This window comes from Microvirga sp. CF3062 (assembly GCF_036314045.1).
In the GTDB taxonomy this organism is placed as follows: Bacteria; Pseudomonadota; Alphaproteobacteria; order Rhizobiales; family Beijerinckiaceae; genus Microvirga.
In genome coordinates, this window is record NZ_JAYGGN010000004.1 from 72,425 (window position 1) to 95,943 (window position 23,519).

General features: G+C 62.2%; 21 protein-coding genes. 8 read left to right on the forward strand and 13 right to left on the reverse strand.

The features are described from left to right. The first annotated feature begins 20 nt into the window (after positions 1-20). The 6 genes from VB618_RS08635 (at position 21) to VB618_RS08660 (ending at position 7,133) form a co-directional block, all read left to right on the forward strand. The gene (locus VB618_RS08635; protein ID WP_329796511.1) at positions 21-1,592 is read left to right on the forward strand and encodes an ABC transporter substrate-binding protein; all 1,572 of its coding nucleotides are present in this window, start codon (positions 21-23) and stop codon (positions 1,590-1,592) included. Between the two features lie 147 nt (positions 1,593-1,739). Continuing rightward, complete coding sequence (locus VB618_RS08640; protein WP_329796221.1) at positions 1,740-2,714, forward strand: ABC transporter permease; 975 nt, start codon at positions 1,740-1,742, stop codon at positions 2,712-2,714. Next, positions 2,711-3,622 (forward strand): ABC transporter permease, encoded by a 912-nt coding sequence (locus tag VB618_RS08645; RefSeq protein ID WP_329796222.1) that lies wholly within the window; start codon positions 2,711-2,713, stop codon positions 3,620-3,622. Before VB618_RS08640 ends, VB618_RS08645 begins: the two co-directional genes overlap by 4 nt. After that, positions 3,619-4,638, forward strand: coding sequence for an ABC transporter ATP-binding protein (locus VB618_RS08650; RefSeq protein WP_329796223.1), 1,020 nt, complete (start codon positions 3,619-3,621; stop codon positions 4,636-4,638). Before VB618_RS08645 ends, VB618_RS08650 begins: the two co-directional genes overlap by 4 nt. Then, positions 4,590-5,594, forward strand: a complete 1,005-nt coding sequence (locus VB618_RS08655) for an ABC transporter ATP-binding protein (protein WP_329796224.1) — start codon at positions 4,590-4,592, stop codon at positions 5,592-5,594. Before VB618_RS08650 ends, VB618_RS08655 begins: the two co-directional genes overlap by 49 nt. A gap of 15 nt (positions 5,595-5,609) precedes the next feature. Then, positions 5,610-7,133 carry a carboxypeptidase M32 gene (locus VB618_RS08660; protein ID WP_329796225.1) on the forward strand — a complete coding sequence of 508 codons (1,524 nt, stop codon included), beginning with the start codon at positions 5,610-5,612 and terminating at the stop codon, positions 7,131-7,133. Between the two features lie 24 nt (positions 7,134-7,157). Here the strand turns inward: VB618_RS08660 and VB618_RS08665 are convergent, their stop codons facing one another. From VB618_RS08665 to VB618_RS08715, 11 genes are all read right to left on the reverse strand, one after another. Beyond that, the gene (locus tag VB618_RS08665) at positions 7,158-7,637 is read right to left on the reverse strand and encodes an opioid growth factor receptor-related protein (protein WP_329796226.1); all 480 of its coding nucleotides are present in this window, start codon (positions 7,635-7,637) and stop codon (positions 7,158-7,160) included. 47 nt (positions 7,638-7,684) lie between these two features. Next, positions 7,685-8,536 carry a sulfite exporter TauE/SafE family protein gene (locus VB618_RS08670; protein ID WP_329796227.1) on the reverse strand — a complete coding sequence of 284 codons (852 nt, stop codon included), beginning with the start codon at positions 8,534-8,536 and terminating at the stop codon, positions 7,685-7,687. An 80-nt stretch (positions 8,537-8,616) separates the two neighbouring features. Then, positions 8,617-9,342 (reverse strand): DUF1028 domain-containing protein, encoded by a 726-nt coding sequence (locus VB618_RS08675; RefSeq protein WP_329796228.1) that lies wholly within the window; start codon positions 9,340-9,342, stop codon positions 8,617-8,619. Positions 9,343-9,354: 12 nt separating this feature from the next. After that, positions 9,355-11,148 (reverse strand): gamma-glutamyltransferase family protein, encoded by a 1,794-nt coding sequence (locus VB618_RS08680; protein WP_329796229.1) that lies wholly within the window; start codon positions 11,146-11,148, stop codon positions 9,355-9,357. 24 nt (positions 11,149-11,172) lie between these two features. Continuing rightward, on the reverse strand, positions 11,173-12,048 hold the full coding sequence (locus VB618_RS08685) for an ABC transporter permease (RefSeq protein WP_329796230.1): 876 nt from the start codon (positions 12,046-12,048) through the stop codon (positions 11,173-11,175). Beyond that, positions 12,045-12,992, reverse strand: a complete 948-nt coding sequence (locus tag VB618_RS08690) for an ABC transporter permease (protein ID WP_329796231.1) — start codon at positions 12,990-12,992, stop codon at positions 12,045-12,047. Before VB618_RS08690 ends, VB618_RS08685 begins: the two co-directional genes overlap by 4 nt. Before the next feature lie 73 nt (positions 12,993-13,065). After that, complete coding sequence (locus tag VB618_RS08695) at positions 13,066-14,565, reverse strand: ABC transporter substrate-binding protein (RefSeq protein WP_329796232.1); 1,500 nt, start codon at positions 14,563-14,565, stop codon at positions 13,066-13,068. 39 nt (positions 14,566-14,604) lie between these two features. Then, positions 14,605-15,708 carry an ABC transporter ATP-binding protein gene (locus tag VB618_RS08700; RefSeq protein ID WP_329796233.1) on the reverse strand — a complete coding sequence of 368 codons (1,104 nt, stop codon included), beginning with the start codon at positions 15,706-15,708 and terminating at the stop codon, positions 14,605-14,607. After that, on the reverse strand, positions 15,705-16,766 hold the full coding sequence (locus VB618_RS08705) for an ABC transporter ATP-binding protein (protein ID WP_329796234.1): 1,062 nt from the start codon (positions 16,764-16,766) through the stop codon (positions 15,705-15,707). The genes VB618_RS08700 and VB618_RS08705 overlap by 4 nt, the downstream gene beginning before the upstream one ends. Beyond that, positions 16,756-17,532 (reverse strand): FadR/GntR family transcriptional regulator, encoded by a 777-nt coding sequence (locus tag VB618_RS08710; RefSeq protein WP_329796235.1) that lies wholly within the window; start codon positions 17,530-17,532, stop codon positions 16,756-16,758. The genes VB618_RS08705 and VB618_RS08710 overlap by 11 nt, the downstream gene beginning before the upstream one ends. A 221-nt stretch (positions 17,533-17,753) precedes the next feature. Continuing rightward, positions 17,754-18,635: an SDR family oxidoreductase gene (locus VB618_RS08715; protein ID WP_329796236.1), complete on the reverse strand. Its 882-nt coding sequence runs from the start codon at positions 18,633-18,635 to the stop codon at positions 17,754-17,756. Between the two features lie 199 nt (positions 18,636-18,834). Between VB618_RS08715 and VB618_RS08720 the strand changes: the two genes are divergently transcribed. Continuing rightward, positions 18,835-19,983: an amidohydrolase gene (locus VB618_RS08720; RefSeq protein WP_329796237.1), complete on the forward strand. Its 1,149-nt coding sequence runs from the start codon at positions 18,835-18,837 to the stop codon at positions 19,981-19,983. A gap of 14 nt (positions 19,984-19,997) precedes the next feature. Here VB618_RS08720 and uxuA read toward each other — a convergent pair whose 3' ends face one another. Both uxuA and VB618_RS08730 read right to left on the reverse strand, forming a co-directional pair. Beyond that, positions 19,998-21,194 (reverse strand): mannonate dehydratase, encoded by a 1,197-nt coding sequence (gene uxuA / locus VB618_RS08725; protein WP_329796238.1) that lies wholly within the window; start codon positions 21,192-21,194, stop codon positions 19,998-20,000. 44 nt (positions 21,195-21,238) lie between these two features. Further along, positions 21,239-21,967 (reverse strand): GntR family transcriptional regulator, encoded by a 729-nt coding sequence (locus VB618_RS08730; protein ID WP_329796239.1) that lies wholly within the window; start codon positions 21,965-21,967, stop codon positions 21,239-21,241. Positions 21,968-22,086: 119 nt separating this feature from the next. Here VB618_RS08730 and uxaC point away from each other — a divergent pair, with 119 nt between their 5' ends. Then, the gene (gene uxaC / locus VB618_RS08735; RefSeq protein ID WP_329796240.1) at positions 22,087-23,490 is read left to right on the forward strand and encodes a glucuronate isomerase; all 1,404 of its coding nucleotides are present in this window, start codon (positions 22,087-22,089) and stop codon (positions 23,488-23,490) included. Positions 23,491-23,519: the final 29 nt, after the last annotated feature.

The following is a 23,519-nucleotide window of genomic DNA, read 5'->3' on the forward strand; positions in this document are numbered from 1 at the left end:
GGGGAAGTGAATTGAAACAAATGTTCAAACTTGGTGGATCGCTCTCTGCAGCTCTCATTCTTGGAACCGCCCTCAGCGGTGCGGTGTCGGCACAGACACTGACCATGGGTGTACGGGCGGGCCCCGACTCCATCGACCCGCATTGGTCGACCCTGGGCAGCCAAGCCGAGACCCTGCGCCACATCTTCGATACCCTCGTCATGTCGGACGAGAACCTGGGGCTGAAGCCGGGTCTTGCGGTCTCGTGGAAGCCGATCGACGAGACGACCTGGGAGTTCAAGATCCGGGAAGGTGTGAAATTCCACGACGGGTCCGAGCTGACTGCCGAGGACGCAAAGTTCTCGATCGACCGTATTCCGGTGGTCACCGGGCCGATGAGCATGACGATCTACACGAAGCAGGTTGCGGAGACGAAGGTCGCCGACAAGTACACTCTGCACGTGAAGACGAAGTCCCCGGCGCCGACCTTGCCGAACGATTTCATCCGCCTCTTCGTCGTGTCGAAGTCGGTCGGCATGGAAGCCCGCAACGAGCAGTTCAACTCCGGCAAGGCGGCCATAGGCACCGGCCCCTACAAGTTTGTCTCCTGGGAGCCGAAGGGTGACTTCGTCGTCGAGCGCTTCGATGGCTACTGGGGCGCCAAGCAGCCCTGGCAGAAGGTTGTCCGCAAGGAGATCCCGAGCGATCCGGCCCGCATGGCGGCCCTGAAGTCCGGGCAGGTCGATCTCGTCAACTACGTGCCGGCGACCGACTATGCGTCGATGCAGAAGGACAAGTCAGTCGACACCTTCGTGGCCGACTCGGTATACTTCCTGAACCTTACGCCGAACGTGAAGGAAACGCTTCCGAAAAAGGTGAAGGTGGATGGCAAGGAGATCGACGCCAACCCGCTGCGCGATCCCAAAGTGCGTGAGGCCATGGACCTCGCCATTGACCGCAAAACGCTCGTTCGCGTCGTGCTCGAAGGCCTGGGCCGTCCGGCCAATCAGCTGATGCCATCCAGCTTCTTCGGCGGCAACAAGAACCTGCCGGAGCGTCCCTACGATCTGGCTAAGGCGAAGCAACTTCTCGCCGATGCTGGTTATCCGAAGGGCTTTGAGATTGACTTCCATTGCACCAACAATCGCCTGCCTGGCGATGCGGCGGTGTGCGAAGCGCTCTCGCAAATGTGGGCTCGCGCCGGCCTGAAGGTGAACGCGAACGCGCTGAACGGCACGGTGTTCTTCCCGGCTCAGCAGAAGGGCGAGTTCTCCCTATGGATGAGCGGCTGGGGCACGCTGACGGGCGAGGCGAGCTACACCTACGGCTCCCTGGTGCATACGGCAGATCCGCAGATCGGCTTAGGCGCTTTCAACAAGCAGGGCTACTCCAACCCGGAAGTGGACAAGCTGCTTCAGGAAGGAAGCCGCACCATGGATGACACGAAGCGCCGTGCCCTCTTCGAGAAGGTGACGGAAGTCTCCATGAACGACCGGGCCCTGATCCCGACCGTTCAGATCCAGACGGTCTGGGCTGCCAAGAAGGGCACGGTGACCATCCCGCCGCGGGTTGATCAAGAAACCCTGGCTTACGAGATCAAACCGAAAAGCTGATTTCGAAGCTATCAGCCGGGAGAGCCGGCTGATCCATCTCTACCGGAGGGAAGTTCTTTCCCTCCGGCTTTTTGATTGATGATGTTCATCGAGTGCTAGGCAATCCTATCTGGCTCTCATGTGTCTGAAGGCCATTCACGATACACCATGATCGGTTTTCTCATTCAACGCATTCTGCAGGCCCTGATGGTCGTGATCGCCATGTCGATCATCGTGTTCCTCGGCGTCTATGCCATCGGAAACCCGATCGACGTGATGATCGACCCTGCCTCCGATCAGGCGCTGCGCGAGGCGCTGATTCAGCGCTACGGCTTCGACCGTCCACTGATCGAGCAGTATTTCATCTTCATGAACAACATGCTCCACGGAGATCTGGGCGAATCCTTCATTTACCGGTTGCCTGTGCTGAACCTTATCCTGTCGCGCCTGCCGGCAACGCTGGAGCTCGCGCTGACGGCGATGCTGATTGCCACCGGGCTTGGAATCCCGCTCGGCTTATGGGCCGGCTACAAGCCGGACTCCTTATCCGCGAGAGCCATCATGGGCTTTTCGGTTCTCGGCTTCAGCGTGCCCAGCTTCTGGGTCGGACTGCTGCTCATCATGGTGTTCGCGGTCGAACTAGGATGGTTGCCCTCAGGTGGGCGTGGTCCGACCACCGAGGTCTTTGGCATGAATCTGTCAATCACCTCGCTTGAAGGGTGGAGCCACATCTTCCTTCCGGCGCTTAACCTCGCATTGTTCAAGTTAGGCCTGCTGATCCGCCTAACGCGCGCCGGAACTGTCGAGGTTATGAGTTCGGATTACGTGCGCTTCGCACGCGCCCAGGGCCTCTCCGAGGGCAAGGTTGTTGGCCTGCATGTTCTGAAGAACATATCGATCCCCATCGTGACGGTCTTTGGCCTCGAACTCGGGTCAACATTGGCCTTCGCAGTGGTCACCGAAACCGTTTTCAACTGGCCCGGGATGGGCAAGCTGATCATCGATTCCATCACCGTGCTCGATCGTCCCGTAATGGTCGCCTACCTTATTCTTGTGGTGTTCCTATTCGTCATGATTAATCTCGTGGTCGATCTCATCTACGGCCAGCTCGATCCGCGCATTCGCGTAAAGGCCGCGTCATGAGCAGTTCTCCCGCCCTGGCGGCACCCGCCGAAACTGGTTTGATCCGACTTTCAAACTTCTGGTCCGACTACCGGCAGAGTCCTGTTGCCGTGGCGGCGCTCATCGTTGTCGTTGTCGTCGTCCTCATGGCCGTCTTTGCACCTTTCGTGGCGCCACAGGATCCCTACAACCAGGGAATGCTGGATCTATTCGACGCAAGGCTTGAGCCAGGTGAAACCGGCTCCGGTGGCTATGTTCACTGGCTCGGTACCGATGCTGCTGGACGAGACATCTTTTCCGCCATTCTATACGGGTTGCGCACGAGCCTTATTGTCGGGGTCATGGCCGGTACCTTCGCCCTTGTGCTCGGCACCACGGTCGGCCTGATCGCAGCCTATTATGGTGGGCGCATCGAGGCGCTCATCATGCGCGTCATTGACCTTCAACTCTCGCTGCCGGCAATCTTGCTTGCGCTGGTGCTGGTTGCCATGCTGGGGCAGGGGCTCATGCAGCTGGTCGCTGCCTTGGTGGCGGCTCAATATGCTTACTTCGCCCGCACTACCCACGGTGCGGCCAGCGCCGAGCGGCGCAAGGACTACATCGAAGCAGCACTCTCGACACCGCTTCCTGCCCGCTATGTGCTGTTCCGCCACCTTCTTCCCAATGCCTTGCCGCCCTTGATCGTAGTGGCGACGGTGCAGGTGGCGAACTCCATCGCTCTCGAGGCGACCCTGTCCTTCCTGGGCCTGGGCCTGCCGATCACCCAGCCTTCGCTCGGGTCGCTGATCTCCAACGGCTTCCAGTTTCTGCTGTCCGGTCGCTACTGGATCTCGATCTATCCCGGTATTGCCCTCATGCTGACGGTCGTCGCGATAAACCTCGTGGGCGATCAGGTCCGCAACGTCCTGAATCCGAGGAACAGCCGATGAGCGATGCGGTTCTTCGCGTCAACAATCTTCAGACGCAGTTCCAGACACGGGCCGGCGTTCTCAAAGCTGTGGACGGCGTCAGCTTCGAGGTCGGACGCGGTCGCATCCTCGGTCTCGTCGGCGAGTCCGGCTCCGGCAAGAGCGTCACCGGCTATTCGATCCTCGGCTTGGTCGAGCCGCCCGGCAAGGTCGCCGGCGGAGAGGTCATTCTCAACGGCAAGGACATCACGCGCCTCAAGGGCGATGCCATGCGCCAAGTTCGTGGCGCTCAGATCGCCATGGTCTTTCAGGACCCGATGATGACGCTGAACCCGGTTCTCAAGATCGGGACGCAGATGATCGCCGCGGTGCGGGCGCACGCCAGGGTCTCTCGCAAGGCTGCCCGGGCCAGGGCCCGCGATGCTCTGGCCAAGGTCGGCATTCCGAGTCCGGAGGAGCGTCTCGATTCTTATCCGCATCAGCTCTCCGGCGGCATGCGCCAGCGTGTGGCCATCGCAATCGCGCTTCTGCACAGCCCGGCAGTCATCATCGCCGATGAGCCGACCACGGCTCTCGACGTCTCGATCCAAGGCCAGATCCTCGCCGAGGTTCGCCGCCTGGCGGACGAGACCGGCACCGCCTTCGTCTGGGTCACCCACGATTTGGCCGTCGTATCGAGCCTCGCGGACGACATCTGCGTCATGTATGCGGGCCGCGTGGTGGAGAGCGGTCCGGCGGACGCAGTCATCGCCGCGCCGCGCCATCCCTACACGGCAGGGCTTCTGGCCTCCGTTCCGGCTGAGCACGAGCCCGGCACAAAGCTCCCGCAGGTTCCCGGATCGACCCCATCTCTGGCCAACCTCCCGCAAGGCTGCGCCTTCGCGCCTCGTTGCGCCAAGGCGGGCCCTGCCTGCACCACCACGCCGCCTGTCCAGCATTTCGAGGATGGGCGCACCGCCCTCTGCCATTATCCGATCGAGCCCGTTTCATGCCAGCCGCTCTCCTTGACATCGCCCACGTATCGAAGCGCTTCGTAAAGCACCCCAATCTCGGGGAGCGGATCGCAGGTCTTCTCGGCGCAGGCCGGTCAACCGAGATCGTGCGCGCGGTGACGGATGTCAGCCTTACGGTCGACAAAGGCGAGGTCCTGGGTCTCGTCGGCGAATCCGGCTGCGGAAAGTCGACGCTCGGGCGCATGATTGCCGGGATCTATACACCGAGCGATGGCAAGATCCTCTTCGGCAATGCGCCCGTGGCAAAAGAGCAGGGACGGCGCACGCAGAAGCTGACCACGCGCGTCCAGATGATCCACCAGGATCCTTTTGCCAGCCTCAATCCACGCATCCGGATTGGTGATACGGTGGCCGAGGGGCCGGTGGCCCATAATATCGTGAAAGGGCGCGAAGCAGATTCATACGTCGCCGATCTGCTCGGACGCGTGGGGCTCGATCCGACCTATCGCAGGCGCTTTCCGCACCAGTTTTCTGGAGGGCAGCGGCAGCGCATCGCCATCGCGCGTGCGCTGGCCATGAAGCCGGATCTCCTGGTTCTCGACGAGCCGGTGGCTTCCCTCGATGTTTCCATCCAGGCTCAGGTGCTCAACCTGTTCATGGACCTGCGCCGCGATCTCGACCTGACAGGAATCTTCATCAGTCACGATCTCGGCGTGGTGCGGCACGTCTCCGACCGGGTGGCGATCATGTATCTCGGCCGCATCGTCGAACTGGCGCCGACGGCGGAGCTCTATGCTCAACCGAACCATCCTTATACTCGGGCGCTCTTCGAGAGCGTTCCAAGGGTGGGTGTGGGCCGAAAGAACTTCCGCCCGATCGCCGGCGAAATTCCATCCCCGCTCAATCCTCCGAGCGGATGCCATTTCCACCCGCGCTGCCCCTTCGCAGGCCCGCGCTGCAGGCGGGAAGCCCCGCCACTGGCCGCCATCGGGCCCGGCCGCTTCTCCGCCTGCCATCTCAATGACGGCGGTACAGACTAACATCAGAGATCATAAATGACCCAGCAAGCCTCCTTTACGGCGCTCCAGGAGCGCATTGCCGCCGTCAACGACGTGCTGAACGCAACCTCTCTGCTCACATGGGACTCCCGCACCATGATGCCGACTGGCGGCGCGGAAACTCGGGGCCATCAGATCGCGACCCTGACCCGTATCGCGTGGGACCTCCTTCTTGCGCCGGAGACCGAAAGGGCGCTCGAGCAGGCCGAGCAGGCCACCCAAGGATTGCCCGACGATGCGGCTGAGCGGCGCATGGTGCAGCAGACCCGCCATGCGTTCGAGCACCATCGCAGTGTACCCGCCTCGCTCATCCAGGAGCGGGCCGCCCTTCGCACAGTGGCGCAGTCGGCCTGGATCGAGGCACGCTCGAAGAGCGACTTCTCGATCTTCGCGCCGCATCTTACCAAGACCGTCGAGCTGTCGCGTGCCTATGCTGACTGCATCGGCTGGAGCGAGCACCCTTACGACGCCATGGTGTCGATCTACGAGCCGGGAGAAACCGCCGCTAGCCTCAAGGCTCTGTTCTCGACGCTCCGGGACGGATTGCTGCCGATCCTCGATACCGCCCGGTCCCGGCCGCAGCCTCGTTCGGATTTTCTCTTCCGGGACTTTGCGGAAGAGGGGCAGCGCGCCTTCGGTCTAAGCCTCGCCGAGAAGCTCGGGTATGATCTCCAGCGCGGCCGCCTTGATACCACCGTGCACCCCTTCGAGGTGTCGTTTACCCGTAACGACGTGCGGATCACCACCCGCTACAATCGCAATTACCTTCCCGCCTCCATTTTCGGCACGGCGCACGAGACCGGTCATGGACTTTACGAGCAGGGCGTCGATCCAGCCCATACCCGTACGACGCTTGCGACGGATCTAGTGGGTCTCTACGCAGTCGGCGGCACCAGCTTTGGGGCTCACGAGTCCCAGTCGCGTCTCTGGGAGAACCACATCGTCCGCAGCCGTACCTTCTGGCAGAAGCACTTCCCGGATCTGCAGGGGCATTTCCCGGAGCAGCTTGGCGATGTAAGTGCCGAGGAGTTCTATCGCGCCGTTACGCGGGTCGAGCTTGGCTTTATCAGGGTTGAGGCGGATGAGCTCACCTACGATCTCCACATCATGCTGCGCGTTGATATAGAATGCGCGCTCATGGACGGCTCGCTCCCCGTCTCCGAACTGCCCGGTGCCTGGAACGCCGCTATCAAGCGCGATCTCGGTCTGACCGTTCCGAACGACGCCAAGGGCGTGCTGCAGGATGTTCATTGGTCAACTGGCTATATCGGATCGTTCCCGACCTACACCATCGGCAACGTCATGGGCGCGCAAGTGATGGAGACCCTGAGTCAGCAAAACCCCTCCCTCGATGCCTCCATCGAGGCGGGCGAGTACGGCGTTCTGGCCGAAGAGCTGCGAGCCCGGATCTGGCAGCATGGTCGCCGCTTCATGCGCGACGAGCTGCTGGAGCGGGAAACCGGCCGCCGTCTCGATCCCGCACCATATCTTGCATATCTCAAGAGTAAGTACGCTTCCTGATAGGTTCGGCCGAACACGGAACCTTCAGAGCGTCACATCGCCTGCGGCTTCTGCCCAGTAGCGCATGCTGCGAGCATTGACTGGAGCTCCACCTGCCTCGTGGAGGTCCAGGATTGCTTTGTGGAAAGCCCGGGCTTCTGCCTGCCCGACGAGCAGCCTCAGGCTGTGAAGGATCCGGGTGATCCGGAGGTGGTTATGGTCATGCGGAGTGAGCCACCAGCGTGTGCTCTGGTAGAAGCGGAGCATGCGTTCGGCCGCTACATTCAGCGTCGCAATCGAGCGGGGATCGGATCTGATCACTGCGATCTCTGCCGGTGTCAGAACGGGCGAGTGAGGCTGTGCCGCGCTGAGAGTCGTTAGAGGAAACAGCCACTGAATGTAGTCGTGAACAGCCTCGAGCTCTGCATCGGAAAAGCTGAGCACATCGGCAGCCAGACGCCCGCGACCATCCCGCCCCACGCCAGCAAGGAATGCATGTAGTGGTCCTGCGGGAGCTTCAGTCATTGTGCCGTCTCCCTACGCGGCATTCCAGATTGGAGACCGCTCATGGCTCAGGTGAGGAGGCTTGCGGCGAAGCGGGCGCAGACAAGCAGGAGGAAGATGCCGAAAGCCACTTCGAGCCGACGCTTCGAGAGGCGGTGCGCGAGACGCGCGCCCACTGGCGCCATCCAGGTGCTGGTGGGGATGAACAGCACGAAACCGAGAAGCGAGACATAGCCCAGGGCCAGGGGCAGCTGGAAGGCGACCACGTTAGGGTAGTCCGCCATGTGCGGCCAGCCGGCATAAATGTAGCCGATGGCGCCCGGGATCGAGATGAGGATCCCAAGGCCTGACGAGGTTGCCACGGCCTGATGGATCGGGCGGTTGTAGAAGGTCATGAACAGGTTAGAGAGCTGCCCGCCGCCGATGCCCATCAGCGCCGAGAGGATGCCGATGAGCCAACCATAGGCGATCATGATGGGCTTGGCGGGCATGTCGAGGCCGAAGCGCCAAGTGTCCTTGCCGAAGAGCAGACGGATGGCAGAGAGGCCGGCCACCACCACGAAGACAGCCTTGAACAGGTCGGCGGGAGCATAGCGGGCAATGACGCTGCCGACCACGACGCCGAGCACCACAGGCACGGCCCAGACGCGCAGGATCGTCATGTCGACGGCACCCTTGGCCTTGTGGGCATTGAAGGAGCGGATGGAGGTGGGGATGATGATGGCGAGCGATGTGCCGACGCAGAGCGGCATGCGCACTTCCTCCGGCACCTCCAGGATGCGGAACAGTTCGTAGAGGATCGGCACGGCGACCGCACCGCCGCCGACGCCGAACACCCCCGCGAGCAGGCCGGTGATGGCGCCAGCCGCCAGAAGCGCCACCACAAGCCACGCCAAATCGAACAGAGGTATGCCGAACATCGGAAGATCCACCATAAAAAAGCAGAACGGCCGTAGGATCTTCTCGACCCTACGGCAAGGAAGAGTGTTGCAGAAGCGCCCTACGAGGACTTGCTGCCGGTCAGACGCGCCTGATACTCGCTTGCCCTCTGGTCGATCCAAGAGCGATCTGTGATGCCACCGGGATTGGCGCGGGTTGCCATGGCATCCATGAAGGCTAGGAAGCGCTCGTGGGCAACGCCATAGAGGCGGCGCAACTCGTCCAATGGCTCGGGGTGATCGTCGACGCGCAGGTCGAGCATCGGGTAGGGCTCATCGCGCCAGACCTTGATGGCGGCCGATTGCTTGCCGCGCTTGTCGCCGCCTTGGGCCTGTCCCGCATCGAGCGCTGCGAGGAGACGCTCCGCAAAGGGCAGGTCCATGCGGCGCTTGTAGGTTTCGAGGGTGTCCTCGATCACCGTTGGACCTGCCAGCATGTTGCCGGCCACCGACACACCGTCATCCGTCAGGTGTCCGCACCAATCGATGCAATCCCGCCCCGTATGAGCCGCGGTTTTACCGTCGCGGTCGATGACGTGAAGCTGGCGGGACTCACGTCCGGGATCGTGCGCTGTGAGCACCGCCACGATCTCCTCGGTGCTCCGCCCCTCGGCCAGGAATCGCATGCCATCGATGCCGTAGAGCGGGTTGACGAGTGCCTGCGTGGCAAGAGCGCCGATCTTGGCCGTGCCGTGGGGGCAGAGCGCCCCCACGGCGAAGAATTTGGTGGTGACGGCGACCCCGAACGAGCCGGTCTCGGGATCCTTCGCGATGATCGACCAGGTCATAATCCGGGCTCCTCAGCGGCCGACCGCATAGGCCTGCATGAGGCGCGGCGTGGCGGCCCCGTGCAGCAGGCCATCCTTGTCGCGGCTTGCCGCCACGAGGCGACCAACCGTCCAAGCAGGCGCGACCTCGACCTCATGACCGCGGGCGCGCAGATCGCCGAGAACCTCCGCACCGTAGGTTTCTTCGGCCATGAGGTGACCGGGCTTCTGCTCGCGAGGATAGAAGGACGAGGGGAAATGCGCCGTATGCGACATCGGCAGGTCGATGGCTTCCTGCAGGTTCAGCCCGTGATGGGCATGGCGCAGGAAGAGGAGCATCTGCCACTGCTCCTGCTGGTCGCCTCCTGGGGAGCCAAAGACCAAGTAAGGCTCGCCGTCCTTCTCTGCGAGGCTCGGCGTGAGCGTGGTGCGTGGGCGCTTGCCCGGCGCCAGGCTCGCGGGCAGGTTCTCCTCCAGCCAGAACATCTGGGCGCGGGAATTGAGCATGAATCCGAGCTCAGGAATGACGGGCGACGATTGCAGCCAGCCGCCGGAGGGCATTGCGGCGATCATGTTGCCGAAGCGGTCGACCACATCGATATGCACCGTGTCGCCGCGGCGGGCCGAGCGCATGGAAGCCAGCGTTGGCTCGCCACCGGAAACCTTCTTGTCCGTGGTGGAAAGATCGCGCAGCGCTTTCAGAGTGCGCTCGACCTGGGCCTCGTAGCCGTCGACGCTGCCGGGACGGAGGTCAAGGGAGGCCTTGTCGGTGATGAGCTTGCGGCGCTCATCGTTATAGGCCTCCGACAGCAGCGTCTGGATCGGCACGTCAACGAAATCTGGATCGCCGTAATAGGCCTCACGGTCGGCAAAGGCGAGTTTCATGGCTTCGACCACCGTGTGGACGAACTCGCCGCTGGTCGGCCCCATGGCAGCAAGATCGAAGCCCTTCAGCAGCGCCAGAGTCTGCAGGAAGACGGGCCCCTGACCCCAGGGCCTGATCTTGTTGACCCGGAAGTTGTGGTATTCGTAGGTCTGCGGCGCATCGTAGGAGGCTTGCCAGTTCGCCATGTCATCGGCGGTGAGCACGCCGCGATGGCGCGAGCCGCTCTGATCCATCACTTCCGTCTTGCGCACAAAGGCATCGATGGCCTCAGCCACGAAGCCCTTGTAGAAGGCGTTGCGCGCCGCCTCGATCTGTACCTCGCGGTCGCTGCCCTTGCCTTCAGCCTCGCGGATGATGCGCTTCCAGGTATCGGCGAGTTGCGGATTGCGGAAGAGCTGGCGAGGTTTGGGCACCTCGCCGCCAGGCAGGTAGACCGCAGCGGAGGTCGGCCACTCCGTCTCGAAGAAATCCTTCAGGCCCGTGATGGTGTCGGCCACGCGCGGCAACAGCGGATGGCCCTGCTCGGCATAGTAGATGGCTGGTTCCAGCACCTCTCGCAGAGACAAAAGGCCGTGATCGCGCAGCAGCAGCATCCAGGCATCGAAGGCGCCGGGGACGACGGTTGCAAGCATGCCGTTGCCAGGGATGAGCTTGAGGCCTTCACGCTTGTAGTGCTCGATGGTGGCACCTTTCGGCGCCGTACCCTGGCCGCAGAGTACCTCGACCTTTTTCGTCTTGGCGGAGTAGAACACGGCAGGCACTTCGCCGGACGGTCCAACCAAGTGTGGCTCAACCACCTGCAGGACGAAAGCGGAGGCGACGCAGGCATCGAACGCATTGCCGCCCTTTTCCAGCATTGCCATGCCGGCAGCGGAAGCCAGCCAATGGGTCGAGGTGACGATGCCGAAAGTGCCGAGGATCTCGGGCCGAGTCGTAAACATATCTCTTATCCAATATTGCGTGTTTTACTGTTCGCGGGGATCGAGTGCGTCGCGCAGGCCGTCGCCGAGAAGGTTGAAGCCGAGCACGATCAGGAAGATCGCCGAGCCGGGGAAAATCGACATCCAGGGCGCCTGATCCATGAAGTTCTTGGCCGTGTTGAGCATGGAGCCCCAGGAGGGGTTCGGCGGTTGCTGGCCCAACCCGAGGAAGGACAGGCTCGCCTCTGCGATGATAGCCGTGGCGATGGTGAGCGTGCCCTGGACCAGAATCGGCGGCAGGACGTTCGGGAAGATGTACCGTGCCATGATCCAGAAATCCGGAAGACCAATGGCTCGCGCGCCTTCTACAAAATCCTCCGCTTTGACGGTCAGCACTTGTCCGCGCGTCAGGCGGATGAAGATCGGCATGGCTGATAGACCAATGGCGATCATGGCATTGGTGAGGCTCGGCCCGAGGAAGGCTGCAAGCGCGATGGCGAAAATCAGGAACGGGATTGCCAGCATGGCATCCGTGGCGCGCGAGATGCTGGCGTCGATCCAGCCGCCGAAATAGCCGGCGATGAGACCGAAGGGCACGCCGAGCACGATGGCGATGAAAACCGAGACTACGCCGGCCATGATGGAGGCCCGTGCGCCCCAGAGCATGCGGGAGAGCATGTCGCGTCCTAGCTCGTCAGTCCCGAACCAAAATAACTCGGAGGGTGGCTTGCGGATGCTGGTGAAGCTCGGCTTGATTGGGTCGTATGGCGCAAGATAGGGCCCAATGAGGGCAGCCAGAATGAAGAACAACACGATGGCGCCACCAACCACGGCACTCTTGTTCTTCAGAAACTTGGAGAGTACCCGGCTGCGCTTTCTCGGGAGTGCGACCTCGTCGGCGATAACGGCTGTAGCGGTCATGCTGAGTGCCTCAGGCGGGGATTGACGAGGACATAGAGGACATCGGCCAGGAGGTTCATGAAGATGAACCCCACGGCGGTGCAGAGAACCACCCCCTGCACCACGGCATAGTCGCGGTTGAAGACTGCGTCGACGATGAGCTTGCCGAAGCCCGGAATGGTGAAGATCTGCTCGGTCAGCACTGCACCCGCAAGAAGCTCACCGAACAGCAGGGTGGAAAGCGTCACGATAGGGATAAGTGCATTACGCAGAGCGTGCTTCAGAATGACCTTTCGCGACAGAAGGCCCTTAGCACGGGCGGTGCGGATATAATCGGAGCGCATGACGCCGAGCATGGCGCTGCGGGTGTGGCGCATGAGGCTCGCGGCAAGGCCCGTGCCGAGCACGAAGGCCGGCATGATCATAGTCTTGATGTTGAGCCAGAGATCCTCTGTCGGCGGCACATAGCCGGAAGCCGGCAGGAGCTGCCAGCGCACTGAGATCAGCATGATGAGCATGATGCCGAGCCAGAAATTCGGGATCGACAGACCGGAGAGTGCGATCACGTTGGCAGTATAGTCGACGGCGGTTCCCTTCTTCACGGCCGAGATGATGCCGGCCGGTATCCCAATCGCGAGCGCAACGATCATGGCCATGATGGCAAGCTCAAGGGTAACCGGGAGCTTGCTCATGATCAGATCGAGGACCGGGATATCCGTGCGGAGCGATATTCCCAGGTTTCCTGTCAGGGCTGAGCCGATCCAGGCGAAATATTGAACCGGGATAGGATCATCCAGACGGTACTTCTGACGCAGATATTCCAGCACCTGCGGGTCGCGCTCCTCTCCCGCCATGGTGAGGACCGGATCGCCGGGCAAAAGCTTCTGCAGGGCGAAGACCAGCAGCGACACGATGATCAGCGTCGGGATGGCAATGAGTATTCGTCGTCCGATGTAGCGCAGCATCAGCCTAAGGAACCTGCATCAGAGTAGAGGAGGGGCGTGCCCGGTCTCATGACCGGGCACGCAGGTTGCATTGTCAGGACGCGAACTTGACGCCCTTCAGACGGATCATGCCATCGGGATAGGGCTTGAAGTTCTGAACCTTCTTCGTGTGAACGAAGGGCCAGGGCTGGTAGTAGGTGTAGATGATCGGCAGATCCTGCTTCAGGATCTCCTGAGCCTGATCGTAGAGCTGCTTGCGCTTAGCCTCGTCGTTGATGACGCGGGCATCGTTCAGGAGCTTGTCGACCTGCTCATTGCAGTACTTGCCATCGTTCAGGGCACCCTTGCAGGTGACGAAGGGATGGATGTTGCCGTCCGGATCGACGCGGCCGGACCAGCCGATCACGTTCACGTCGAAGTTGCCCGCCTGAGCCTCTTTCTGCATGGCTGCGAATTCGGTCGGGCGCAGCGTGATGTCGAACCCGGTCTCAGCCGCCATAGCCTGGATGATCTCGGCGATCTGCTGAGCGGTCGTGCCGGTGCCGAAGGTCAGCTCGAGCTTCACACGGTCGACACCGGCTTCCTTGAGAAGCTGTTTCGCTTTGGCGACGTCACGCTGGGTAGCCTTGAACTTCGGGTTATTGTACGGGCTCGCCTCCGGGAAGGGCTGGCCGGCCGGTGGATAGATCCCGGCGCCGACCACTTCGTTGATGACGTTGCGGTCAATCGACAGCTCCAAAGCCTGGCGCACCCGCTTGTCCTGGCCCAGCGGGGATTTGGCGCGTTGGCCGTTATTCGTGTTGATGGTCAGGCCCTGGTAGCCGATGCCTGAAATAGGCGCAAACACCAGATTGGAATCGCCCTTGGCTGCGGGAACATCGCTCGGCGCAAGGCGCTCGATCAGATCGAGATTGCCGGAGCGAAGGTTGGCCAGACGCACGGTGGTGTCGGGAATCGGCTGAAACACGATACGCTCGAAGTTGAAGCTCTTCGCATCCCAATGGTCGGCAAACTTCTCAAGCACGATGCGATCATTCTGCACGCGCTCGACGAACTTATAGGGACCCGAGCAGACGGGCTTCTGGCCGAAATCGGCGGATGAGATCGCCTTCGGCGACATCATCATGCCGGCGCGGTCGGAAAGCTGCGACAGAAGGGTCGCGTCGGCGCGGGAGAGGTTGACCTTCACAGTCAGATCATCGACAGCCTCGACATTGTCGACGGATGTCAGCTCGCTCTTGCGAAGCGAGTCCGGCAGCGTGCGTGCGCGGTCGATATTAGCCTTCACGGCGGCGGCATTCATGGGCTCGCCATCGTGGAACTTCACGCCGGGGCGCAACTTGAAGGTCAGCGACTTTCCGTCATCGCCCCACTGCCACTCGGTGGCGAGTTCCGGGGTGAACTTCAGATCCGGCGTGATATCGACGAGCTTGTTGCACAGCGACGTGAACACGATGCGGCCGACGAAGGTGCGGGCGCGATGGGGATCGAGCACGTCCGGGTCTTCGTTCAGGCCGATGCGCAGGGTCTGCGCGGAGGCGGCGGTGCTCACAAGGAGCCCGGCAGCCATAGCTAGGAGCAGTCTTTTCTTCATTTGTGTCGTCCTCCGATAGTCCTCTGGACTAGTCTTCTTTCAGGGGCTCGTCGCGACGGGCTTATCCTGCCGTTCACGCCAAGTTTGGTAGAGCGCCAGGCGCTTAGCGAGCGCCGCGCTCGGGGGCGGTGCGCTGATGGAACCAGCGCCCGCTCCCTGGATTTCGCGCCAGAAATGGCAAGCCACGCGCCGTCCGTCGGGCGCAGCCTCAAGAGCGGGATGCTGCTCCTTGCAGACGGCACGCGCATGAGGGCACCGGGTATGAAAGCGGCATCCCGATGGCGGGGCTGCGGGACTCGGTACGTCGCCTTGCAGGAGCGCCTTCGGCTGCCGACCGGCAGGGCTTGGGATCGGGATCGCGGCCAGAAGCGCCTGTGTGTAGGGATGCAGTGGGTTGTCGAAGAGCGCATCCGTCTCCGAGAGTTCCATAATCTCGCCGAGATACATGACCGCCACCCGGTCGCTCATGTGCCGGATGACCGCGAGGTCATGCGCCACGATGACGAGGGTCAGGCCGAAGCGATCCTTCAGATCCTCCAACAGGTTGATGATCTGCGCCTGAATCGACACGTCGAGGGCTGAAACCGGCTCATCACCGACGATCAGCTTCGGATCTCCCGCAAGTGCCCGGGCAATGCCGATGCGCTGGCGCTGGCCGCCGGAGAACTCATGCGGGTAGCGATCCGCGTGGGTGGGCAGGAGACCCACCGTGCGCATGAGATCGGCAACGCGGTCGCGCTTCTCGGAGCCGCGCGCCAGATTATGCAGCCAGATGGGTTCCGCGATGATGTCGCCGACATTCATGCGCGGATTGAGCGAGGCATAAGGGTCCTGAAAGATAATCTGAAGTTCGCGGCGTAGCTTACGTAGCTCGCTCTTACTGAGCTTCAGGATTGAGCGGCCCTCATAGCGCACATCGCCGGCGGTCGGCTCGATCAGGCGGAGGAGGAGGCGTCCGAGGGTGGATTTTCCACAGCCGGATTCGCCCACGATTGCGAAGGTCTCACCGCGCCGAACGTCGAGGGACACGCCATCGACCGCACGAACGACTGTGGGAGAGGACAGCAAGCCCCCACTGCCGAAATGCTTCTTGAGGTCCACGCCTTCAAGGATGACGTCGCTGGTGGTTGCCATGACGCTCATGCGGCTGCTCCGAGCTTCTGTTCGAGAGGTGCGTACCAGCACCGTGCACGATGACCGGGTCGGATCTCACCAAGCGGCGGGAGCTCATTGCCGCAACGGGTGTCAGCGAAGGGGCAGCGCGGCGTGAAGCGGCAGCCCTTGGGCATCAACTCGGCCGGAGGAACCGTGCCGCGGATCGTGGCGAGCCGCCCCTGACGGCGGCCGAGCGACGGAACGGAGCCCATGAGACCGATGGTGTAGGGGTGCTGCGGATCCTCGAAAATGGCCTCGACCGGCCCGCTCTCGACAACATGCCCGGCATACATCACGGCCACTTCATCAGCGACCTCGGCAACGACACCAAGATCGTGCGTGATGAGGATCATCGCCGTGCCGGTCTCCTCCTGCAGGCGCTTGATGAGGGTGAGGATCTGCGCCTGGATCGTCACGTCAAGCGCGGTCGTCGGCTCGTCTGCAATCAGAAGCTCCGGATCGTTTGCGAGCGCCATCGCGATCATGACGCGCTGGCGCATGCCGCCGGACATCTCGTGCGGATAGGCGTGCAGACGCTTCTCCGGTGCGGGAATGCGCACTTTCTTGAGCATGTCGAGAGCCCGCCCCATGGCCTCGGCCTTGGAAACCTTGCGGTGCCGGACGATGCCTTCAGCGATCTGGTCGCCGATGGTGAAGGCCGGGTTCAGGGAGGTCATTGGCTCCTGGAAGATCATCGCCATCCGGTCGCCCCGCAGATCCGCCCGCTCACGCTCGGTGAGCGTCAGCAGGTTCTGTCCGTCGAAGGTGGCGGAGCCTGCCACGATTCTCGCCGGAGGGGTCGGTAGGAGCCCCATAAGGGCCAGCGACGTCACGCTCTTGCCGCAGCCGGACTCACCGACGATGCATAGGGTCTTGCCTTTGCGCACCGAGAAGCTGACATCGTCGACGACATTCACGCCTTTCGGAGTGCCATCGAAGCGGACGGACAGTCCTTGGACGTTGAGCAGCGGCGGCTCGGAGGCTACGGCGGCATTGCCGGCATGATGAGCCTCTCCACTCGCTTGTCGGATTGCCTCATGTCCCATGGCGAATCTCTTTTTTGGTGTTTGCTGTCACGGGTGTTTCCGGAATCTGTCCGCCCATCTGGTCGGGCTGGGGACTGGTCATGACCTTGAGAAGGCCCTCGCGCACGTGCTCGAGATGCTCGCGCATAGCTCGTTCGGCTGCGTGAGCCTCCCGTTGGGAGATGGCTGCGATCACACGGCGGTGCTGCTCGACATATGCCTGTTGGCGCTCGCCCGTGCGTGCCCGCTCCCTTAGGAGCCGCCATACGGTATCTTGGCGAATGCGGTCGACCATGTCGAAAATAGCAAGAAGCAGGGAGTTGCCCGCCGCCTCCGCAATTGTCCGGTGCAGGGCGCTGTCCCAGAGCTCGCGCCCGTCCGCATCCGAGGAGGAGGCTGTCTTTTCGGCCAGGCGCAGAAGACGCTCGATGTCGAAATTCGTTGCTCGCATGGCCGCCAGCCGGGCAAGGGCAGGCTCGATCTCCAGGCGTACATCCATGACCTCAAGCGGGTGAGTGCGCTTCGACAGTTCCTCAAGGTTGGTAGGCGTACGAGCCGGTCGCGGCCCTACGAAGGTTCCCTTGCCCTGATGCCGCCAGATCCGTCCTTCCGCCTCCAGCACTTCGAGCGCCCGCCGCAGGCCGCGGCGTCCGATCCCGATCTTGGCCGCAAGTACCCGCTCGGCGGGGAGCCGCTGCTCCCCCTCAAAGGAGTTCTCGTCCAGGAGAGCCCGCAACCGCCCGAGAGCGAAGTTGGAGCTGTCTGCTGAAGAATCCGGGTTGGACATGAAATCCAGCTCCCTGTAAAGCAATCTTGCCGCTGGATCGGCAGCAGCGACGTCTTGTTGCGCCCTTGAGGGCCTCAACGAAACAAGGCTAGCCTGATCCCGAACCAATTTGCAAGTGGTTCGATGATGGTTCGTTAGTCGATACTGCTTCTTCGGTGGTCAATGGATTGTTTGAGCCTAAGGCCGCGCTCACGCAGACCATTAACAAATCTGCCCAAGGTTTATGCAGCAGAAAGCCCTTCGCCAGCCTTTTGGAGCGCTTGAAGGCCATGACGATAGGTCGGATACCGGAGCATCACGCTCAGTTCCGACTTGATGCGGACATTACGGACGCGCTTGTTGTCTTCGTAGAACGCGCGGGCCATCGGTGTCTGGTCGGCCTCGTCAAAGGGAATCTCAGGCGGCGCTTCGCGGCCGAGCAGTTCCGCCGCAAAGGCGATCACATCCTGAGGCGGCCCGGGCTCATCGTCTGCGACATTGTAGATTGCATTCCGTGCCGGCTGCACGATGGAAGCCATCAGGACTTGGGCGATGTCTTCCGAATGGATCCGATTGAAGACCTGTCCCGGTTTGACGATCCGTTTGGCTGTACCGTCCGCCACCTTGGTCAGGGCGCTCCGGCTAGGTCCGTAGATGCCGGCGAGCCGGAAGATCTGCACGGCGAAGGGAGCGCCTTCTCCCATCTCAAGCCATTGCCGTTCGGCGGCAATGCGGTGGCGTGCTCGCGCTGTTGCCGGATTGGGCGGCGTCGTCTCGTCGACCCATGCACCGCCCGCATCACCATAGACACCGACAGTCGACAGGTAGCCGACCCAGCGCAGGCAGGGGGCTTCGGCAATGACTCTGGAAAACTGCTCCAGAACAGGGTCCCTTCCGTCTGCCGGCGGCGCGGAGATCAGCAGAGCGTCCGTTCGTTCCAGATGCTGCACAATAGCAGAATCAAAGGTCGGACCGTCGAATTGGAAGGCTTGGATCCCGGATCCCCGGATCACCTCCGCTTTTTCCGCCGAGCGAACGGTGCCACAGACATTCGTGAATCTGTGCCGGTAATGGTGAACGAACTGCAGGGCAGTGTAACCCAGGCCGAAGATGAACAGGTTCATGAGATTGGAGCGCCCTCTACAGGGATACTTAGCGGCCCTATCAACACGCGGCAATCGGCGGCCAAGCAAGGATAGGTGCAAAGTGCCACTCTCGTTTGGGTTGATCACGCCTCGGACTCCCGCCATAACCCTGAAATCAACAAGGCAGAGTGAGCCGTTGAGCTTTGCCTTTCCGACGATATCTACGTGGAGGTGATCGATGGTCCTGTCCAACCAAGACATAGTCGAGCTGGTAGCCTTCCGGCGTAAGCTCCACAGCATGCCTGAACTCTCCCGGCAGGAGGCAGAAACCGCCCGCGAGGTTCAGGTCTTCATCAAAGCGACGCATCCCGACTGGACCCTCACCGACCTTGGCGGCCATGGCATTGCCGCCGTCTACGAGGGCCGGGAGCCGGGGCCGACCGTGATGGTGCGCGCCGAACTCGATGGGCTGCCGATCCAGGAAATTTCTGATGCGCCTCATCGCTCCACCACGCCCGGCAAAGGTCATCTATGCGGGCATGACGGTCATATGGCCATTCTCGCGGCGCTGGCGCGGGAACTTGGTCGGCAGCGCCCGCAACGTGGCCGCGCCATCCTGATGTTCCAACCGGCGGAAGAGGATGGTTCCGGTGCGGCAGCCGTCGTAGCCGATCCGCGCTTCCGCCAAGTCGCGCCGGACTTCGCGTTCGCCCTGCATAATGTGCCGGGTCTGCCCTTCGGCCATGTGGCGCTCACGGAGGGACCCGTCAACTGTGCCTCGCGCGGCATGCGAATCGTGCTCACGGGGAAGACCGCTCATGCCTCCATGCCCGAGACCGGCCTCTCGCCTGTGAACGTCGTTGCCGATTTGATGCCCAGACTTACCGCCCTTGGGAAGGGCGGTCCGCTGGAGGAGAGCTTCTCAATGGTGACGGTAACGCATGCCAGGATCGGCGAGCCGGCCTTCGGCGTGGCTCCTGCCCATGGTGAGATCTGGGTGACCCTGCGGACGCTCACTGATGCAGGAATGGAGGACCTCTGTGCGAGCGCCGATCAGCTGGTGCTGAGCGCCGCGCGGGAGCAGGGGCTCGGGGTCGAGGTGTCCTATGACGACATCTTCCACCATTGCGAGAATGCGCCGGAAGCGGTTGCGCATCTGCGCCAGGCGCTCGAGGCCGAGGGTGTGCCCTATGACCGCGGTGATCTGCCGATGCGGGCCTCAGAGGATTTCGGCCGTTTCGGCCAGAAGGCACCTGCCGCCATGTTCTTCCTCGGCGCCGGCGAGAAGCATCCCAGCCTGCACAATCCTGATTATGACTTTCCCGACGACCTGATCCCCATTGGCACCCGCGTGTTCATGCGGACATTGCGCAACCTGCTCGGATAGGCCCGGCCCAACCCTCAGAGCGGCAGGTTGCGCAGGGCCGAGACGGCTTTCATCACGCCGCGAAGCTCGGCAAGGCCACGTAGGCGGCCGATGGCCGGGTAGCCCGGGTGAGTGGGCTTGCCCACGTCGTCGAGAAGCTCGTGGCCGTGGTCGGGACGCATGGGGATGCGCCAATGCACGTCTCCGGCATCCTTGCGGCGCTTCTGCTCCTCCAGCAGCACCGTGACCAGAGCCACCATGTCGGTATCGCCGCCGAGATGCTCCGCCTCCATGAAGGAGCCATCCGGTTCCTTGGTCACGTTGCGCAGGTGGGCGAACCAGATGCGCTTGGCAAAGCGCTTGGCGATAGCCGGAACGTCATTGATCGGATTGGCCCCAAGGGAGCCGCTGCAGAGGGTGAGCCCGTTTGCAGGCGAGTCGACGGCCTTGAGCATGAAGGCGATGTCGTCCGCATTGGACGCGATGCGCGGCAGGCCCATGAGCGGGCGCGGCGGATCATCGGGATGGATGCACATCCGCACGCCGACTTCTTCCGCCGTCGGGATCACCTCGCGCAGGAAGCGGGCAAGGTTCTCGCGCAAGGCCTTGGCGTCGATGTCGTGGTAGCGGTCGAGCATGATGCGCAAACCGGGGATATCATAGCGGTCATACGCACCGGGTAGGCCGGCCATGATGTTCGATAGAAGCTGGCGCCGGTCCGCTTCCGACGAGCGGTCATACCACTCCCTCGCCCGCTTCAGAACTTCAGGCAAATGATCCGCCTCTGCACCGGCACGCTGCAGCATGAAGCAGTCGAAGGCAGCGAATTCATGCGCGTTGAAGCGCAGAGCCGTGCCGCCGCCGGGGAGAGGGTAGGCGAGTTCGGTGCGCGTCCAGTCTACCACCGGCATGAAGTTGTAGCAGATTGTGGTAATGCCGCATTGGGCCAGATTGCGCAGCGATTGCCGGTAATTATCGAACAGGGGCGTCAAGTCGCCGTCGCCGATCTTGATGCTCTCGTGGATGGGCAGGCTCTCGACCACGCTCCAGCGCAGGCCGAGCGAGGGATCGGCTGCGATGAGCGCTTTGCGCTTTTCGATCTCTTCGATGCTCCAGACTACGCCGTATGGAATGTGGTGCAGGGCTGTGACGATCCCCGTTGCGCCGGTCTGGCAGACATGGGGCAGCTTGATGACGTCTTCAGGGCCGAACCAGCGCCAAGCCTGTTCCATGGGTTTGCCTCTTCAGAATAGATTCGATTGCGCCTTCGCCGATCTCACGCGCTGAGAGCCTCTGCCACAGCGGCGTGTTCCGGTTCGAACAAGTCGGGATACTGCGCGGCAAGTTCCGGCAGCGTGCGGAGAATTTCGCTCAAATGCTGGTGCATGGCCTTATCCGCCGCGACGGGATCGGAGGCCTTGATGGCATCGACGATCATCGCGTGCTGCGCCACGATAGTATGGCGTGGCGTCGCCTGCTTCACGTCCAGATATCTCACCCGGTCCATCTGAGGCTTCACATCCTCGATCATGCGCCAGGCCGCCGGCCTACCGGCCGCCTCTGCCAGAAGCCGGTGGAACTCCTCGTCGAGAGCCATGAAGTCGTCCGAGGAGGTAGCGCGCTGGGCGCGGCGCTGCCGGGTCAGGCTTGCATTCAACTCAGCAAGTAGGGCGGGACTAGCCTTGAGTGCGGCCTCGCGTACGACCGCGCACTCGACAGCCTGTCGAATGAATCGTGCATCCTCGACCGCAGCCCGTGAGATCTTGACAACTTGGCTGCCGCGCTGGGGCAGAACCCGCACCAGTCCTGCCTCGCTCAGCTTGATTAGTGCTTCCCGCACGGGTGAGCGGCTGACACCGAACCGTTGCGCAAGGTCCTGCTCTGAAAGCATCTCGCCGGGAGAAATCCTCATGCTGACTATGGCTTGACGTAAGGCGCGCGTGACCTGCCGGGCTATGGATTCGCGGCTGACATCGAGCCTCGCAAGAGTGTTTCTCTCATTCATAAGTGGCACACTACCATACTAGTAGACCATTGCAAACGGTTCCGGATGGCTTTAAGGTTTGGTCAATGAGGTGTCCGGAACCGGCAGGAAATGCCGGGAGGGTGCCCAGGAGGAACTTGATGCTGATCCATCCCGACCGGCTGTTTCCTGCAGAGCCCGCTACCCGCGAGATGGCGCGCAGGCTTTATGCTGAGATCAGGGATCTGCCGATCATCTCGCCGCACGGTCACACGGATCCTCGCTGGTATGCGGAGAACGAGCCGTTTCCTGATCCGGCAACACTGTTCGTCATCCCCGACCACTACATCTTCCGCATGCTCTACAGCCAAGGCGTGCGCCTCGAAGATCTTGGGATTCCTGTGAAGGATGGCAACGCTGTTGAGCGTGATCCACGGGCGATCTGGCGCCGCTTCGCTGCCCATTATCATCTCTTTCGCGGCACACCGACGCGAGCTTGGCTCGACCATACCTTCGCAACGCTGTTCGGCTTCACGGAGCGCCTCTCGTCTGCGAATGCAGATGCATACTATGGCCGGATCGACGAGGCCCTGCGCACGCCGGAGTTCCGCCCTCGTGCGCTCTTCGAGCGCTTCCGGATCGAGGCGATCGCCACGACGGAAAGCCCTCTCGATCCGCTGAAGCATCATGAGACCATCCGACAGTCGGGCTGGAAGGGCCGGGTGCTTACCGCCTACCGGCCCGATCCGGTCGTGGATCCTGAGTTCGAGGGCTTTCGGCAGAACCTTGCCCGCTTCGGCGAGATCACGGGCTGCGACACCTCCACCTGGAGCGGGTATCTCGAGGCGCATCGCACACGGCGTGCATTCTTCCGCGATTATGGCGCGACCTCCACCGACCACGGGCACCCAACCGCCCGGACCGCCAATCTCCCGCCGGCAGATTCGGAGGCCCTGTTCCGTCGCGTCTCGACGGGAGATGCGACGCCTGAGGATGCGGAGCTGTTTCGCGCTCAGATGCTGACCGAGATGGCGGCCATGAGCGTGGAAGACGGCATGGTCCTGCAAATCCATCCCGGCTCCTTCCGCAATCACAACGAGGCGCTCTTCCGCCGCTTCGGCCGCGACATGGGCGCCGACATTCCCTCGCAGACCGACTACGTCCGCGCGCTCAAGCCGCTTCTCGACCGTTTCGGCAACGAGCCGAACCTGACGATCATCGTCTTCACACTGGACGAGACGAGCTATTCCCGCGAGTTGGCGCCGCTCGCGGGTCACTATCCGGCTCTGAAGCTCGGTCCCGCTTGGTGGTTCTTCGATGCGCCGGAAGGCATGCGCCGCTTCCGCGAACTTACCACGGAGACAGCCGGCTTCTACAACACGGTCGGCTTCAACGACGACACACGGGCGTATCTCTCCATTCCGGCCCGGCACGATGTGGCCCGCCGGGTCGACTGCGCCTATCTGGCTAATCTCGTGGTGACGCATCGTCTGGATGAGGATGAAGCCCACGAGGTGGCCTACGATCTCGCCTATCGCCTCGCAAAAGAGGCCTACAAGCTGTGACACGGGACATGGATCACAAGAGCCATGTC